Source organism: Kribbella sp. NPDC051770 (assembly GCF_040681455.1).
Lineage (GTDB): Bacteria > Actinomycetota > Actinomycetes > Propionibacteriales > Kribbellaceae > Kribbella.
This window is the reverse complement of sequence record NZ_JBFAYT010000008.1, coordinates 248,232-262,812: the sequence shown is the minus strand read 5'-3', so window position 1 is coordinate 262,812 and position 14,581 is coordinate 248,232. Positions and strand designations below refer to the sequence as shown.

The 14,581-nt window shown below is 70.7% G+C and carries 12 protein-coding genes; 8 read left to right on the top strand and 4 right to left on the bottom strand.

Annotated features, from left to right (window positions below; translation table 11 throughout):
* Position 1 precedes the first annotated feature (1 nt).
* Complete coding sequence (locus tag AB0M01_RS26315) at positions 2-829, bottom strand: intradiol ring-cleavage dioxygenase (RefSeq protein ID WP_363673968.1); 828 nt, start codon at positions 827-829, stop codon at positions 2-4.
* Positions 830-945: 116 nt separating this feature from the next.
* Between AB0M01_RS26315 and AB0M01_RS26310 the strand changes: the two genes are divergently transcribed.
* The 8 genes from AB0M01_RS26310 (at position 946) to AB0M01_RS26275 (ending at position 10,807) form a co-directional block, all read left to right on the top strand.
* Positions 946-1,833, top strand: coding sequence for a PD-(D/E)XK nuclease family protein (locus tag AB0M01_RS26310; RefSeq protein WP_363673966.1), 888 nt, complete (start codon positions 946-948; stop codon positions 1,831-1,833).
* A 912-nt stretch (positions 1,834-2,745) separates the two neighbouring features.
* Positions 2,746-4,431, top strand: coding sequence for a ribonuclease J (locus AB0M01_RS26305; RefSeq protein WP_363673964.1), 1,686 nt, complete (start codon positions 2,746-2,748; stop codon positions 4,429-4,431).
* A 28-nt stretch (positions 4,432-4,459) separates the two neighbouring features.
* A complete protein-coding gene (locus AB0M01_RS26300) occupies positions 4,460-5,215 on the top strand; it encodes an ABC transporter ATP-binding protein (protein ID WP_363673962.1) in 756 nt (251 codons plus the stop codon).
* Positions 5,215-7,728 carry an FtsX-like permease family protein gene (locus AB0M01_RS26295; protein WP_363673960.1) on the top strand — a complete coding sequence of 838 codons (2,514 nt, stop codon included), beginning with the start codon at positions 5,215-5,217 and terminating at the stop codon, positions 7,726-7,728. Before AB0M01_RS26300 ends, AB0M01_RS26295 begins: the two co-directional genes overlap by 1 nt.
* A gap of 46 nt (positions 7,729-7,774) precedes the next feature.
* Complete coding sequence (locus tag AB0M01_RS26290) at positions 7,775-8,533, top strand: IclR family transcriptional regulator (protein WP_363673958.1); 759 nt, start codon at positions 7,775-7,777, stop codon at positions 8,531-8,533.
* On the top strand, positions 8,533-10,041 hold the full coding sequence (gene glpK / locus AB0M01_RS26285; protein WP_363673956.1) for a glycerol kinase GlpK: 1,509 nt from the start codon (positions 8,533-8,535) through the stop codon (positions 10,039-10,041). The genes AB0M01_RS26290 and glpK overlap by 1 nt, the downstream gene beginning before the upstream one ends.
* Positions 10,042-10,108: 67 nt before the next feature.
* Complete coding sequence (locus AB0M01_RS26280; protein WP_363673954.1) at positions 10,109-10,444, top strand: hypothetical protein; 336 nt, start codon at positions 10,109-10,111, stop codon at positions 10,442-10,444.
* Between the two features lie 30 nt (positions 10,445-10,474).
* Positions 10,475-10,807: a hypothetical protein gene (locus AB0M01_RS26275; protein ID WP_363673952.1), complete on the top strand. Its 333-nt coding sequence runs from the start codon at positions 10,475-10,477 to the stop codon at positions 10,805-10,807.
* A 239-nt stretch (positions 10,808-11,046) separates the two neighbouring features.
* On the opposite strand, the gene AB0M01_RS26270 is transcribed toward AB0M01_RS26275, so the two are convergent.
* The 3 genes from AB0M01_RS26270 to AB0M01_RS26260 form a co-directional block, all read right to left on the bottom strand.
* A complete protein-coding gene (locus AB0M01_RS26270; RefSeq protein ID WP_363673950.1) occupies positions 11,047-11,859 on the bottom strand; it encodes a GNAT family N-acetyltransferase in 813 nt (270 codons plus the stop codon).
* Between the two features lie 51 nt (positions 11,860-11,910).
* Positions 11,911-12,720: a GNAT family N-acetyltransferase gene (locus AB0M01_RS26265; RefSeq protein WP_363673948.1), complete on the bottom strand. Its 810-nt coding sequence runs from the start codon at positions 12,718-12,720 to the stop codon at positions 11,911-11,913.
* 143 nt (positions 12,721-12,863) lie between these two features.
* Entirely contained in the window at positions 12,864-14,576 is a 1,713-nt protein-coding gene (locus tag AB0M01_RS26260) for a glycerol-3-phosphate dehydrogenase/oxidase (RefSeq protein WP_363673946.1), read from the bottom strand.
* Between the last annotated feature and the right edge of the window lie 5 nt (positions 14,577-14,581).

Sequence of the window (14,581 nt, the reverse complement as noted above, 5' to 3'; positions counted from 1 at the left end):
GCTACACACCCACGGTGAGCCGTGCCCGGTAGCCGCTCTGCACGCTCCCGGTGACCGTCGCGAGCTGCTTCGTCGCGCCGTCGTCGCGGAACACGTTGTCGCTGTCGAGCGAGGTCTGGGACATGTTGCGCGCGCTCCCGTCGTACCCGCTGGAGGCGTAGACGGCGTCACAGACGTCCTCGGGCAGGGCGAGCTGGGAGGTCGCGGAGATCTTGCCGGCGGCGGTGGCTTCGCCGAGTGACGCGTAGACCTCGAAATGGATGTGCGGCCAGCGGCCCTGGTACGCCGCGGGGAAGATCGTGGTGAAGGTGACCTTGCCGGACGCGTCGGCGGCTTGGACGCCGCGCAGGTAGTTCTCGTTCTCGGCGCCCTCGGAGTAGAGCGAGTAGCGGCCCTGGGCGTCGCAGTGCCAGAGGTAGACGGCGGCGCCTGGCAGTGCGGCGCACTTGTCGGCGTCCTGGATGGTGAGCTCGACGGTGAGCGGTACGCCGGTCGCGGTGCCTGTGGATGCGCCGAAGGATCTGGTGAGATCGCTGCGGACGATGCCGGACTCGGTGAGGACGTTCGGGCCGTTCGAGCCGTCGCCGGGGTAGGGGCCGGCGGTTTCCTCGGGGATCTCGTCCACGCAGTCGGTCGTGCTCGGGGTGGTGCTGGTGCTGGTGCTCGGGCTTGTTCCGGTGCTGCCGTTCGCGGTCGTCGTACTGGTCGGGCTGTCGTCGGTCGCGCAGCCCGCGACAACGGCCAGCCCGCCGGCTGCGAGTAGCCGCAGCACGTTGCGGCGGCGCAGAATCCCCAGGTCGTGGACCAGTCCCAGGTCGTGCTCGTGCATCTCGGTCTCCTTCGTCTCGTGGGACCAGAGTGCCGAGCGGAACCGATGGTTCGCCGAAAGTCCGCTGGGAGCTTGCTGTGAACCGCCCTGTCGGTGCCAAGACTTAGGGTTTCCCCATGAGCGTCGCAGCCCCCGCGCACAGCGGCAGCCACCCGAACGGTGCGCTGTCGCCGTCCCGCGCGGCCGACTTCATGAGCTGCCCGCTGAAGTACCGCTTCCGTGTCGTCGACCGGCTGCCCGAGAAACCGTCGTCCGCCGCCGTCCGCGGCACCGTCGTCCACGCCGTACTCGAGCGGCTCTACGACCTCCCCCGCGGCCAGCGCACCCTCGAACAGGCCGCCCAGCTCCTCGAACCCCAGTGGCAACGCATCCTCGAAGCCGAGCCCGAGGTCGCCGAGCTCTTCGCCGACGACACCGACGGCGAGGAGCTGGCCGGCTGGCTCGCCGAAGCCCACAAACTCCTCAGCAAGTACTTCACCCTGGAAGACCCCAACGCCCTCGAACCCGCCGAACGCGAGCTCTACGTCGAAACCGAACTGGCCTCCGGCCTGACCCTCCGCGGCTACGTGGACCGCCTCGACGTAGCGCCCACCGGCGAGATCCGCGTGGTCGACTACAAAACCGGCCGCTCCCCCTCGGAGTTCTTCGAGGCCAAGGCCCTCTTCCAGATGAAGTTCTACGCGTTGGTCCTCTGGCGCCTCCGCGGCGTGGTCCCGACCATGCTCCAACTCGTCTACCTCGGCAACGGCGAAATCATCCGCTACCAACCCGACGAAGCCGACCTGCTGGCCTGCGAACGCAAAGTCGGCGCCCTCTGGACAGCCATCACCACAGCCCTCGAATCCGGCGACTGGCGCCCCAACCCAGGCCCCCTCTGCGCCTGGTGCGACCACAAACCCCTCTGCCCAGCCTGGGGCGGCACCCCACCACCCCTCCCCACCCGCTCGGTGGAAGAGGTCGCCGAAACCTCCGCCGCCGTAGACCTCGTCGGCATCGACGGCTGACCCGGCCCCCACCCGGTCGGTGGGTCGGCCCCAGCTAGCCCACCCCTCTCCGCTTCGGGTGTTGGGTTGGTGGTGCACGGCCGGCGGCTTCTGTCCGCACCCGGTCGCGGGCTGACCTCGGCGAGCCCACCCGCCCCGCCAGGCGTCCCTGACCCGATCGCCTCGTGGGCCGACCTCCACCACCCACCAACCCCGGTCAGCACCAGCTTCCGCCTCATCCCCACGCCTGAGCACAACCTGTGCGACGTCCTTACACGGTGGTGGGCGTCGGCCCCGACCGATCGGCGCGGCTGCTCGTTCCGACGCCGCGTGTTGATGAGCCAGGATTCGACCTCCACCACTGACCAACCCCCGCCATCGCCGGCCTCCGCGCCACCTCCACGCCTGAGCAAAACCCGCGCGTCGTCCTTGATCAGTGGTGCATGTCGGTCGGCACCCCCAACCGGTACCTGAAGAGCAACGCGTGGGAGGGCCTGCTTGCGCGGGCGCAGGTCCGCCTCGTCGACGCTTGCTGTCCCCCGCAACCAGGCCGCCGCGACCTGATTGCGTCAGGTGCGGACCTCCACCACTAACTAACCCCGCTCGCGGCTGACTCCCGCGCCATCTCCACGCCTGGGCACCACCTCCGCGAGGCCGTTGGACAGTGGTGCACGTCCGCTCCCCACCGCTCGACGCGATCCGAACTGCCCGACTCGTGCGGTGACGCCGCCGCCGGCCCGCTGATCACGCCGATCGACATGCTCCGCGGCCGCGGCGCCTCAGCCGCAGCATCTTCAGCCGATTGACGCCGGCCGGCGCCCGAGCACCACCACCCCCACGCACCCCCGAAAACTTTGTTCTGAGGTGCCCGTCACACCCCCGAAACGAGGTCGGTGACACATCGCAACCGTGGCCTCGGATAACGTCCACGCTATGAGTCATCCGCATCCCGATCTCGGTCAGCCGCCCCGCCTTCCTGATGACGCCCTGCGCGTGGTCGCTCTGGGTGGTCTGGGTGAGATCGGCCGGAACATGACCGTGTTCGAGCACCGGGGCAAGTTGCTGGTGGTCGACTGCGGGGTGTTGTTCCCCGAGGAGCACCAGCCGGGCGTCGACGTGATCCTTCCGGACTTCGGGTGGATCCGGGACCGGCTGGACAAGATCGAGGCGATCGTGCTGACCCACGGGCACGAGGACCACATCGGCGGGGTGCCGTACCTGCTGAAGGAGCGGGCGGACATCCCGGTGGTCGGGTCGAAGCTGACGCTGGCGTTCATCACCTCCAAGTTGAAGGAGCACCGGATCAAGCCGGTGACGGTGGAGGTGAAGGAGGACGAGAAGCGGCAGTTCGGTCCGTTCGAGTGTGAGTTCCTCGCGGTGAACCACTCGATCCCGGACGGTCTCGCGGTCGCGATCCGGACCCGGGCCGGGCTGGTGCTGCACACGGGCGACTTCAAGATGGACCAGTTCCCGCTGGACCGGCGGCTCACCGACTTGCGCGGGTTCGCCCGGCTCGGCGCCGAGGGCGTCGACCTGTTCATGACGGACTCGACGAACGCCGACGTCCCGGGCTTCACGACCGCCGAGAAGGACCTGAACCCGGCGATCGACCAGGTCTTCCGTACGGCGCCGGGCCGGATCATCGTGTCGAGCTTCGCGAGCCACGTGCACCGGATCCAGCAGGTCCTGGACGCCGCGAAGGCGGGCGGCCGGAAGGTCGCGTTCGTCGGGCGCTCGATGGTGCGGAACATGGGGATCGCCCGCGATCTCGGCTACCTGAACGTCCCGAAGGGCCTGATCGTCGACCTGAAGGAGCTGGAGCAGCTGCCGGACCGCAAGGTCACGCTGGTCTGCACCGGTTCGCAGGGTGAGCCGATGGCGGCGCTGTCGCGGATGGCGAACCGGGACCACATGATCCGGATCGGTGAGGGCGACACGGTGCTGATGGCCAGTTCGCTGATCCCGGGCAACGAGAACGCGATCTACGCGGTGATCAACGGCCTGATCCGCTGGGGTGCGAACGTCGTGCACAAGGGCAACGCGAAGGTGCACGTGTCCGGTCACGCCAGCGCCGGCGAGCTCGTCTACTGCTACAACCTGGTCGAGCCGCGCAACGTGCTGCCGGTGCACGGCGAGTTCCGGCACCTGAAGGCGAACGCGGCGCTCGCGGTCAGCACCGGCGTACCGGCCGACCGGGTGATCATCGCCGAGGACGGCGTGGTGGTCGACCTGCACAAGGGCCGCGCGAAGATCACCGGCAAGGTCGAGGCCGGCTACGTGTACGTCGACGCGATGACGGTCGGCGGGGTCACCGAGGCGAACCTGAAGGACCGCCGGACGCTCGGCGAGGAGGGCGTCGTCACGGTCGTCCTGCTGGTCGACGCACACACCGGCAAGCTGGCCGAGCCGCCGGACTTCCTGGCCCGCGGCTTCGTCCACGACGACACCACGTTCAAGCCGGTCATCCCGGTGATCGAGGAGACGCTGGCGCGGGCGGCCGCGGAGTCGATCGGGGACGCGAGCCAGCTGGAGCAGCTGGTCGGGCGCGCGGTCGGCAACTGGACGTACCGGCACTGGCGCCGGCGTCCGGTCGTGATCCCCGTGGTGATCGACGCCTGACAAACCCCTCAACAGCTAGGTTTCCCCCATGACCGCGGAAACCGTCGCACCGGCTGCGGCGATCACGACCACGCTGCTCGGCCGGAGCTACGGTGCCGGTGAGACCCGGATCGACGCGCTGGCCGATGTCAGCGTGCAGTTCGGGCAGGGCCGGTTCACCGCGATCATGGGGCCTTCGGGCTCGGGCAAGTCGACGTTGCTGCACTGTCTGGCCGGGCTCGACCGCCCGACCAGCGGCCAGGTGTTCCTCGGCGACATCGACCTGACCAGGCTGACCGAGAAGGCCCTCACGCACCTGAGAAGGGACCGGGTCGGGTTCGTCTTCCAGGCGTTCAACCTGATCCCGACGCTGACCGCGCTGGAGAACATCACGCTCCCGCTCGACCTGGCCAACCGCAAGCCGGACCAGGCCTGGCTCGACCTCATCGTCGAGACCGTCGGGCTGAAGGACCGGCTGCAGCACAAGCCGGCCGAGCTGTCCGGCGGTCAGCAGCAGCGCGTCGCGTGTGCCCGCGCGCTGGTCTCCCGCCCGTACGTCGTCTTCGCCGACGAGCCGACCGGCAACCTCGACTCGCGCGCCTCGGCCGACGTACTGGGCTTTCTGCACCGCTCGGTGCGTGAGTTCGGCCAGACCGTCGTGATGGTGACGCACGACCCGACCGCCGCCGCGTACGCCGACCGGGTGCTGTTCCTGGCCGACGGCCGGTTGCGCGAGGAGCTCGTCGACCCGACGGCCGAGACGGTGCTCGACTCGATGAAGCGCCTCGAAACCACGACCGGCTGATGCTCAAGCTCGCGCTCCGGTCGGTGCGGGCGCACCGGCTGCGGTTCGTGCTCTGCACGGTCGCGGTGCTGCTCGGCATCGGGTTCGTGAGCGGCGCGATGGTGTTCAGCGACACCCTCGCGGCCGCCCTGAAGAAGAACTTCGCCGCCGCGACCGCCGACCTGACGATCACCCCGGTCTCCCCCGTCTCCGGTACGCCGAACCGCCCGCCGACGCTCCCGATCGACGTCGCGAACAAGGTCGCCTCAACACCTGGTGTCGCCGCCGCCGACGCCCAGCTCCTCGTCCCCGACGTCGAGATCCTGGCCAAGGACGGCCAACCGATCGACACCTACAGCCTCGACACCTTCGGCGCGAGCTGGCCGCACGACGACCGCACCGCGCCGTTCAAGCTCGTCGAGGGCTCCGCGCCGTGGGGCACCGAGCAGCTCACCCTCGACCGCACCACCGCCGACCGCGAGGGTTTCGAGATCGGCCAGAAGGTCAAGGTCGTCACCCCCGCCCGCGCGGTCACCGCGACGCTGACCGGTCTCACCACCCCAGGCCTGTCCGGTACGTCGGCCGGCGCACCCCTCGTCGCCTTCGACAGCGCGTCCGCCCAGCTCCTGCTCCTCGGCGAGCCCGGCTGGACGTCGATCGCCGTCGCGCTCCAGCCCGGCCAGAATCCCGACGCGCTCGCCCGCACGATCCAGGCGCAGGTCGGCGACACCGTCCAGGTCCGCACCGCCGCGCAGGTCGCCGACGACGGCGAAAGCGCCCTCGACGACACCTTCGGCGGTCTCACCGCGGCGCTCCTGCTGTTCGCCGGCCTGGCGTTGTTCGTCGGGACCTTCCTGATCGTCAACACGTTCGCGATGGTCGTCGCCCAACGCAGCCGCGAGCTCGCGCTGCTCCGCGCCGTCGGCGCCTCCGGCGGCCAGGTCACCGGCACGGTCCTCGGCGAGGCGCTGGTGATCGGCGCGATCGGTTCCACCCTCGGACTCCTGCTCGGCGTCGGCGTCGCAGGGCTCATCCAGTACCTCTACCAGCGCCTCGATCTCGCGATCCCGTCAGCGGCGCTCCAGGTCAGCCCGGCGACCGTCATCGCGTCGTACGTGCTCGGCATCGGGATCACCGCCGCGGCGGCGTACCCGGCGGCACGGCGCGCCGGCAAGCTGCCGCCGGTCGTCGCGCTCAAAGCCGACACCACCCTGCCCGAGCGCAGTCTCGTCGTCCGGGTCGTGATCGGCGCCTTCCTGCTCCTGATGGCGGTCCTGCTCGGCCTGATCTCGCTCAACGCCGACGGCCTCCCCGGCGCGATCCTGGTCGGCCTCACGACCGCGTTCGTCCTGCTCGGCCTGGTCATGACGCTCCCGCTGCTCAGCCGGTACGCCGTCCGCGCGCTGATGCTCCCGTTCGGCCGCCGGGCCGCGGTCCTGCTCGGTCGCCGCAACGCCGAGCGCAACCCCCGCCGTACGTCGGCCACCGCCTCCGCGCTGATGATCGCGCTCGCGCTGGTCAGCGGCCTGTTCGTGATCGCCGCCTCGGCCAAGGCCTCGGTCGACCAGGGCATCGCCGACGCGATCGGCAGCTCCGAGCTCGTGGTCACCGGCGACCGCCCGTTCAGTACGGCGGTCGGCGACGCGATGGCGAAGGTCCAGGGCGTGTCGGCCGTGCACCGCGTCCGGCAGTCGAGCGGTGAGGTCGGCGACCAGCCGGTCGCGCTGGCCGGTGTCTCGGACGGAACACTCGGCGGCCCGATCACCGCGAAGGTCCTCACCGGTTCGCTCGACAGCCTCGCCCAGGGCCAGGTCGCCCTCCCCCGCAACCTCGCGAACCGCCTGGAGCTGACCGTCGGCGAGCCGTTCACGCTGACCACCACGACCGGCAAGCACCAGCTCACCGTCGGCGCGGTGATCGCGCCGAACCAGCAGCTCGACGCGGTGATCACCACCCTGCCCCGGTTCCGCGAGCTCGGCGGCGGCGAGATCGACGCCACCCTGTACGTCGATGTTGCCGACGGCACCGATCTCGGCGCGGTCCGGCAGGCGGTGCTCGGCGCGGTCAAGGACTACCCGTCGGTCGCGGTCCGCGACCAGCAGGCGTACGCCGCCGCGCAGCGCGGACCGATCAACGGCGTCCTCGGCGTCGTCGGGGCGCTGCTCGGGTTCGCCGTGCTGATCGCGCTGCTCGGGATCGTGAACACGCTCGCGCTCGGAGTGGTCGAGCGGACCCGCGAGCTCGGGCTGTTGCGCGCGATCGGGATGGACCGGCCGCAGGTACGGCGGATGCTGCGGGTCGAGGCGGTCGCGATCGCGGTGTTCGGCGCGATTCTCGGGATGGTGGTCGGCGTACTGGCCGGGGCGGCGGTGCAGCACGTGATGGTCGACGACGGCCTGGCGGTGCTCGACGTACCGGTGCTGCAGCTGGCCGGGGCGGTGGTCGTGTCGGCGATCGTCGGCGTACTCGCTGCGATCTGGCCGTCACGGCGTGCAGCGCGGCTGGACGTGCTGCGGGCGATCGCAACCGAGTAGTAGCCGAACTGCTCCGCTGAAGGTTATTCACCGGTAGCCTGCCGGTGTGCCGGGCAGCGTCCAGTCGATCGAGCGAGCTGCCGCAGTGCTGCGCCTGCTCGCGGCCGCGCCGAACGGGCTGGGCGTCGCCGATCTCGGCAACGCCCTCGGGCTGGCCAAGGCGACCGTGCACGGGATCGTCCGGACGTTGCACCAGGTCGGGTTCGTCGAGCAGGACCGGTCGGGTGCGCACTACCGGCTGAGCGACGCGTTCGGGCGGCTCGGCGAGACCTACCTCGACCCGAACGAGCTGCGCAGCCGGGCGATCAACTGGGCCGACTCGCTGGCGTCGCGCAGCGGCGAGGTGGTGCGCGTCGGCCGGCTGGTCGAGGGCAAGGTGGTCGTCGTGCACCACGTCTTCCGGCCTGACGACAGCGACCAGGACCTCGACGTCGGTACGACGCTCCCGCCGCACGCGACCGCGCTCGGCAAGGCGGTGCTCGCCTTCGACACCAGCGGCGCGTCGAAACCGAAGACGCTGGAGGCGTTCACCACCCGCACGATCGTCCAGCCGGCCCGCCTCGCCGACGAGCTCGCCGCAGTCCGCGCCAAGGGCTGGGCCGGCGAGTTCGAGGAGCACACCGTCGAACTGGCCGGCATCGCCGCCCCCATCCGCGGCCTCGGCGGCCTGGTCGTCGGCGCCGTCGGCCTCACCGGCCGCATCGAACGCATCTGCGACACCCGCCTGCGGCACCGCACCGACCTGGTCACCATGGTCCGAGCCACCGCCGAGGCCATCGGCCGCGACCTCCGGGAAGACGGCTGATGGCGGAGCAGTACGTCGCGGCGGTCGACCAAGGGACGAACTCCACGCGCTGCATCCTGTTCGACCGCCGGGGTCGCCTCGTCTCCGTGGCCCAGCGCGAGCACAAGCAGTACTTCCCGAAGCCCGGCTGGGTCGAGCACGACGCGGCCGAGATCTGGCGCAACGTCACTCGCGTCGTACCAGCCGCCGTCCGCCAGATCGGCGCCCAGCCCGAGCAGATCGTTGCCATCGGCATCACCAATCAGCGCGAGACCAGCCTGCTCTGGGACCGCCGGACCGGGCAGCCGATCGGGCACGCCGTCGTCTGGCAGGACACCCGCACCGACCGCCTGATCACCGAGCTCGCCGGCGACGAAGGCCCCGACCGCTTCGTCGACCTGTGCGGCCTCCCGCTCACCACCTACTTCTCCGCGCCCCGCCTGCGCTGGATGCTCGACCACACGCCCGGCCTGCGTGCCCGCGTCGAGGCCGGCGACGTGCTGTTCGGCACCATGGAGACCTGGCTGATCTGGAACTTCACCGGCGGACCCGACGGCGGCCTGCACGTCACCGACGTCACCAACGCCAGCCGCACGATGCTGATGAACATCGAGACCCTCGAGTGGGACGACCAGCTCCTCGCCGCCTTCAACGTCCCGCGCTGCGTTCTGCCCGAGATCCGCCCGTCCTCCGGCGTCTTCGGTACGGCGACCACCGTCCTCCCCGGCGTACGGATCGGTGCCGCCCTCGGCGACCAGCAGGCCGCGCTGTTCGGCCAGACCTGCTTCAGCCCCGGCGAGGCGAAGTGCACGTACGGCACCGGTTCGTTCCTGCTGCTCAACACCGGCAAGGAGATCGTCCGCTCGACGCACGGCATGCTGACCACGGTCGCGTACCAGATCGGCGACCAGCCGGCGGCGTACGCGCTGGAAGGCTCAATGGCCGTCACCGGCTCGCTGGTGCAGTGGTTCCGCGACGGGCTCGGGCTGATCCACACCGCCGCCGAGATCGAGACGCTGGCCCGCACGGTCGAGGACAACGGCGGCGCGTACATCGTGCCCGCGTTCTCCGGCCTGTTCGCGCCGCACTGGCGCAGCGAGGCGCGCGGGGTGATCGCCGGGCTCACGTCGTACATCACCAAGGGGCACCTGGCCCGCGCGGTGCTGGAGGCAACCGGCTTCCAGACCCTCGAGGTCGTGGACGCGATGAACGCCGACTCCGGGATCGCGCTCAAGGCGCTCAAGGTCGACGGCGGGATGACCGCGAACAACCTGCTGATGCAGTTCGTCGCCGACCTGCTCGACGTCCGGGTGGTCCGCCCGATGGTCGCCGAGACGGTGTCGCTCGGTGCCGCGTACGCCGCCGGCCTGGCGGTCGGCTACTGGCCCGACCTGGAGGGCCTGCGCAGCAACTGGCACCGCGCCGGGCAGTGGCTGCCCGACATGGACCCGGCCCGGCGGGCGACCGAGTACGCGAACTGGCAGGCGGCGGTCCAGCGCACCTTCGGCTGGATCCGCCCCGAGCAGTAGCCCTCGGTCCTCCGCGCGCCAGATCCAGTTCTGCCGCACGTACTGGATCTCGAAGCCCGCACCGAGCATGTTGTTCAGCGACGAGTTCTTCTCCCCCTCGGCCAGCTTGAACGTCTCCGCGCTGAACCACTCCGCGCCGTCCTCGACCGCTTGGCGGGCTCGGGCCGCGATCATCGCCGACTGCCCACCACGCCGCTGGTACGTCGGCAGCACCGACGCACCCACGAACGAGGCGACCCCGTTGCTGATCACCAGCGTCGAAGCGCCCGCGATCTGGTCGCCGTCCCAGACCGCGTACGCCGACGCGCCCGGCCGGTCGACCAGCCCCTCGGCCATCGGCGCCAGGTCCTCGGCCGGCATCCCCATCCCGCGGAAGAACGCCGTCGCCCACTCGGCCGCGTGAGCGCTGTCCACCCGGTCGACCCGAAGATCGGTGCGCGCCGGCTCGACCAAGCCCGCCGGCCGGGCCAGCTTGTACCAGGAGCTACCACCGGTCAGACCGGACTTCGCGGCGATCTCCTCCCAGTCGGGCGGAAGGACCGACGGCGCGAACTGCATCACCGCGATCGGGGTACCGGCCTCGCGGAAGAACTCGACGACCTCCTCGAGCAGACCGGCCGTCAGCGGCTCGTCGAACCCGAGCCCGAGCACCTTGCTCCAGTACCGCGACTTGTCGTTCACCATCGACAGCGCCACTCCACCGCCGATCCGGCGGGCGGACAGTCCGAGCGCCTGTACGACGGACTCCGGGGCGGAGTGCTCGTAGGCCCAGTAGGCCTCACCCTCCGCCTTCTCGATCAACTCGGCCAGGTTGTTGCCCGCAGTACTCACAGTCAGCCTCTCGCTACGTCCAGGAGCACCACCTCGATGCCCCGGCCAGAGGCTAGCCACGGGGCGGGCGGTGACCGTTAGCCGAGAACGAGGTTCCGGCAACTTGTTGCCGCGTCAGTTTCTTTCGGCATCCGCCTTGTTGCTGTACGCAACTGTGTGGCCGGGACCGACCCTTCAGTCCTCCGCGCGCCAGATCCAGTTCTGCCGCTCGTACCGGATCTCGAACCCGGTCCGCAGCATGTTGCTCAGCGACGAGTTGTGCTCCCCGTCCGCCGGCTTCCCCGTCTCGGCGCTCAACCACTTCGCGCCGTCGGCGGCCGCCTGCCGGGCCCGCGCGGCGAGCATGGCCGACTGCGCACCCCGCCCCCGGTACGCCGGCAGCACCGCCGCTCCCGCGAACGAGGCGACCTGGTTGTGGATCGACAGCGAGGACGCGCCGACCATCTCGTCGCCGTCCCACGCGGCGTACGCCGTGAAGCCCGGCCGCCCCGCGACCGGCGCGACCATCGGCACCAACGAGGTCGGCATCCCGAAGCCGCGGACCAGCGTCGTCGCCCACTCCTCGGCCTGCTCCGGCGCGATCGCGGCGACCCGCAGGTCGGTGTCGGCCGACTCCACCAGCCCGGCCAGCCGCGCCAGCTTCAGCCACGTCCCGCCGGCGGCGAAGCCGGTCTTCTCCCGGATCGCCTCCCAGTCGCGCGGCAGCACCGACGGCGCGAGCTGCAGCGTCGCGAGCCGGACACCCTGGCTGCGGTAGAAGTCGACGATCTCCTCGACCAGGCCGAGCGTCACCGGCGACTCGAAACCGAAGCCGAGCGCCTTGCTCCAGTAGTTCGTGACGTCGTCCGGCATCGCCAGCACGACGCCACCGGCGATCCGGCGGCTCGCCAGCTTGAGCCGCTCCGCCACCGCGGGCGGGGCCGAGTTCTCGTAGCCCCACACCGCTTCCGCCTCCGCTGCCTCGATCAGCTCGGCGATCCGATCCATTCGACCCTCCTGGCCACCAACCCCGTACAACAGATGTCCGCTACCGCGCCGTCAGGCCTTCCAGGCCCAGATCGGACGCTCGTAGATCACGTCGAACCCCGCCCGCCGCAGGTTCTCCAGCGACGGGTTCTGCTCGCCGTCGGCCGGCTTCCCGGTCTCGGAGAACACGTGCCGGCAACCGGCCGCGAGCGCGTCCTGCGTCCGCCGCGCGAGCAGCGCCGACTGCGCACCGCGACCCCGGTACGCCGGCCGCGTGGCGCCGCTGACCAGCTCGGCGGCTTCACCGTCGACGTACAGCGCGCCGGTCCCGACCAGCACGTCGCCGTCCCAGGCGCCGTACGCCGTCATGCCCTCGATCTTGCCGATCGAGCGCAGCATCCCGGCGATCCGGTCGTCCGGGTCGTCGAACTCGAACGCCTCGATCTGCACCGCGGCCCAGGCGTCCCAGTCGGTGTCCGCGATCGGCCCGACCCGCAGCGTCGTCGGCGCCGGCGCGACCCGGCGGTCGTCGCGGGCCAGCTTCACCAGCGAGTGCCCGCGGGTCAGCCCGTACTTCGCGGCGATCTCCTCCCAGTCGGCCGGCAGCACCTTGTCGAGCAGGTGGAAGTTCGCACTCGTGACGCCTTCGCCGCGGTAGAACTCGACCACCTCGGCGATCACGTCCGCGGTCAGCGGCTGCGTGATCCCGTACCCCTGCGCCTTCGACCAGAACTGCGACGGGTCCTTGCTCGCGGCCAGCACGATCCCCCCGCCGATCCGCGCCCCGGCCAGCCCCATCCGCTTCCGCACCTGCTCGTCGGCCCCCGGCAGCCCGAGCATCAAGTCGCCTTCGGTGGCCTCGGCCAGCGCAACGATGTCCATACCGGAAAGCCTAGCCCGGACAGGAAAACACCGGGTGACCACCCACCCGCATTCAGTTGCCCAAAGCCCCTATTTGGCAACAACTCGCCAACTTGAGGACGAAGGCCCGGAGCACCCCCCACGAAGGTGCTCCGGGCAAGCTGTCAGGCCGGGGAGACGATGTCCGGGGCTCCCAGGCGAACCTTGTCGGCGGACTCGTCGTCGGGCTGGTCCTGGGAGTCGCGTTCGGACTGAACGCGTTGCAGGTAGAACGACACCTCGCGCTCGATGGTCGCCTCGTCCCAGCCCAGTTCGGGCGCCATCAGGCGGGCGGCCGCGTCGGCGGCGCCGGCGCCGCGGTCCCAGGCTTCGATCGAGATCCGGGTCCGGCGGGCCAGTACGTCGTCCAGGTGCCGCGCGCCCTCGGAGCGCGCCGCGTACACGACCTCGGCCTTCAGGTAGTCCTGCGTGCCGGGGAGCTGCTCGCCGAGCGACGGGTCCTCCTTGACCAGCGCGAGCACCTCGGAGATCAGGGCGCCGTACCGGTTCAGCAGGTGCTCGATCCGGGCCACGTGCAGCCCGGAGTCCTGGGCGATCAGGTGCCGCTGGTTCCACAGCGCCGGGTAGCCGTCCGCGCCGATCAGCGGGATCGTCTTCGTGGTGCACTTCGGCACCCGTCCGTCGAGCGCGTTGGCGACCGCGTCGATGGCGTCCTTGGCCATCACCCGGTACGTCGTGTACTTGCCGCCGGCAACCACCACGAGCCCGGGCGCCGCGTGCGCGACGACGTGCTCGCGGGACAGCTTCGAGGTGCTCTCCGACTCCCCGGCCAGCAGCGGCCGCAGCCCGGCGTACACGCCCTCGACGTCCTCCCGGGTCAGCGGTGTGTTCAGCACCGCGTTCACGTGGTCGAGCAGGTACTCGATGTCCTTGCTGGTCGCGGCCGGGTGCGCCTTGTCCAGGTTCCAGTCGGTGTCGGTGGTGCCGATCAGCCAGTGCCGGCCCCACGGGATGATGAACAGCACCGACTTCTCGGTGCGCAGGATCATCCCGGTGCTGGACTGGATCCGGTCCTTGGGCACCACCAGGTGGATGCCCTTCGACGCGCGCACGTGGTACTGCCCGCGCTCGCCGACCATCGCCTGGGTGTCGTCGGTCCACACCCCGGTCGCGTTCACCACCTGCTTGGCGCGGACCTCGAACTCGCGGCCGCTCTCCAGGTCCTTGGCCTGGACGCCGGTCACCCGCTCGCCCTGCCGCAGGAAACCGGTCACCTTCACGCGGTTGGCCACATGAGCGCCGTACGACGCCGCCGTCCGGGCCAGCTCCATCGTGTGCCGGGCGTCGTCGACCTGCGCGTCGTAGTACTGCAGCGCGCCGACCAGCGCCGACTTCTTCAGCGAAGGCACCAGCCGCATCGCGCCGCGGCGGGTCAGGTGCCGGTGCATCGGCAGCCCGGCGCCGTGGCCCGAGCTCACCGCCATCGCGTCGTACAGGGCCACGCCGGCGCCGGCGTAGAACCGCTCCCACCAGCGGTGCTGGAGCGGGTAGAGGAACGGCACCGGCTTGACCAGGTGCGGTGCCAGGCGTTGCAGGAGCAGCCCGCGCTCCTGCAACGCCTCGTGCACCAGCCGGAAGTCGAGCATCTCCAGGTACCGCAAGCCGCCGTGCATGAGCTTGCTGGACCGGCTGGAGGTCCCGCTCGCGAAGTCGCGGGCCTCCAGCAGGCCGGTGGTCAGGCCCCGGGTCGCGGCGTCCAGGGCCGAGCCGGTGCCGACCACCCCGCCGCCGATCACCAGGACGTCCAGTTCGCGGCCGTCGGCCATCGCGTCGATGGCCTCCGACCTCGTCTGCGGGGACAGAGCCACTACCGCCACTGTGC

Excerpts from the sequence above, each read along its gene's own strand:
- AB0M01_RS26315 (WP_363673968.1), bottom strand. The coding sequence starts at position 829 with ATGCACGAGCACGACCTGGGACTGGTCCACGACCTGGGGATTCTGCGC.
- AB0M01_RS26310 (WP_363673966.1), top strand. The coding sequence starts at position 946 with ATGAGCGTCGCAGCCCCCGCGCACAGCGGCAGCCACCCGAACGGTGCG.
- AB0M01_RS26305 (WP_363673964.1), top strand. The coding sequence starts at position 2,746 with ATGAGTCATCCGCATCCCGATCTCGGTCAGCCGCCCCGCCTTCCTGAT.
- AB0M01_RS26300 (WP_363673962.1), top strand. The coding sequence starts at position 4,460 with ATGACCGCGGAAACCGTCGCACCGGCTGCGGCGATCACGACCACGCTG.
- AB0M01_RS26295 (WP_363673960.1), top strand. The coding sequence starts at position 5,215 with ATGCTCAAGCTCGCGCTCCGGTCGGTGCGGGCGCACCGGCTGCGGTTC.
- glpK (WP_363673956.1), top strand. The coding sequence starts at position 8,533 with ATGGCGGAGCAGTACGTCGCGGCGGTCGACCAAGGGACGAACTCCACG.
- AB0M01_RS26280 (WP_363673954.1), top strand. The coding sequence starts at position 10,109 with ATGTTGTTCAGCGACGAGTTCTTCTCCCCCTCGGCCAGCTTGAACGTC.
- AB0M01_RS26270 (WP_363673950.1), bottom strand. The coding sequence starts at position 11,859 with ATGGATCGGATCGCCGAGCTGATCGAGGCAGCGGAGGCGGAAGCGGTG.
- AB0M01_RS26265 (WP_363673948.1), bottom strand. The coding sequence starts at position 12,720 with ATGGACATCGTTGCGCTGGCCGAGGCCACCGAAGGCGACTTGATGCTC.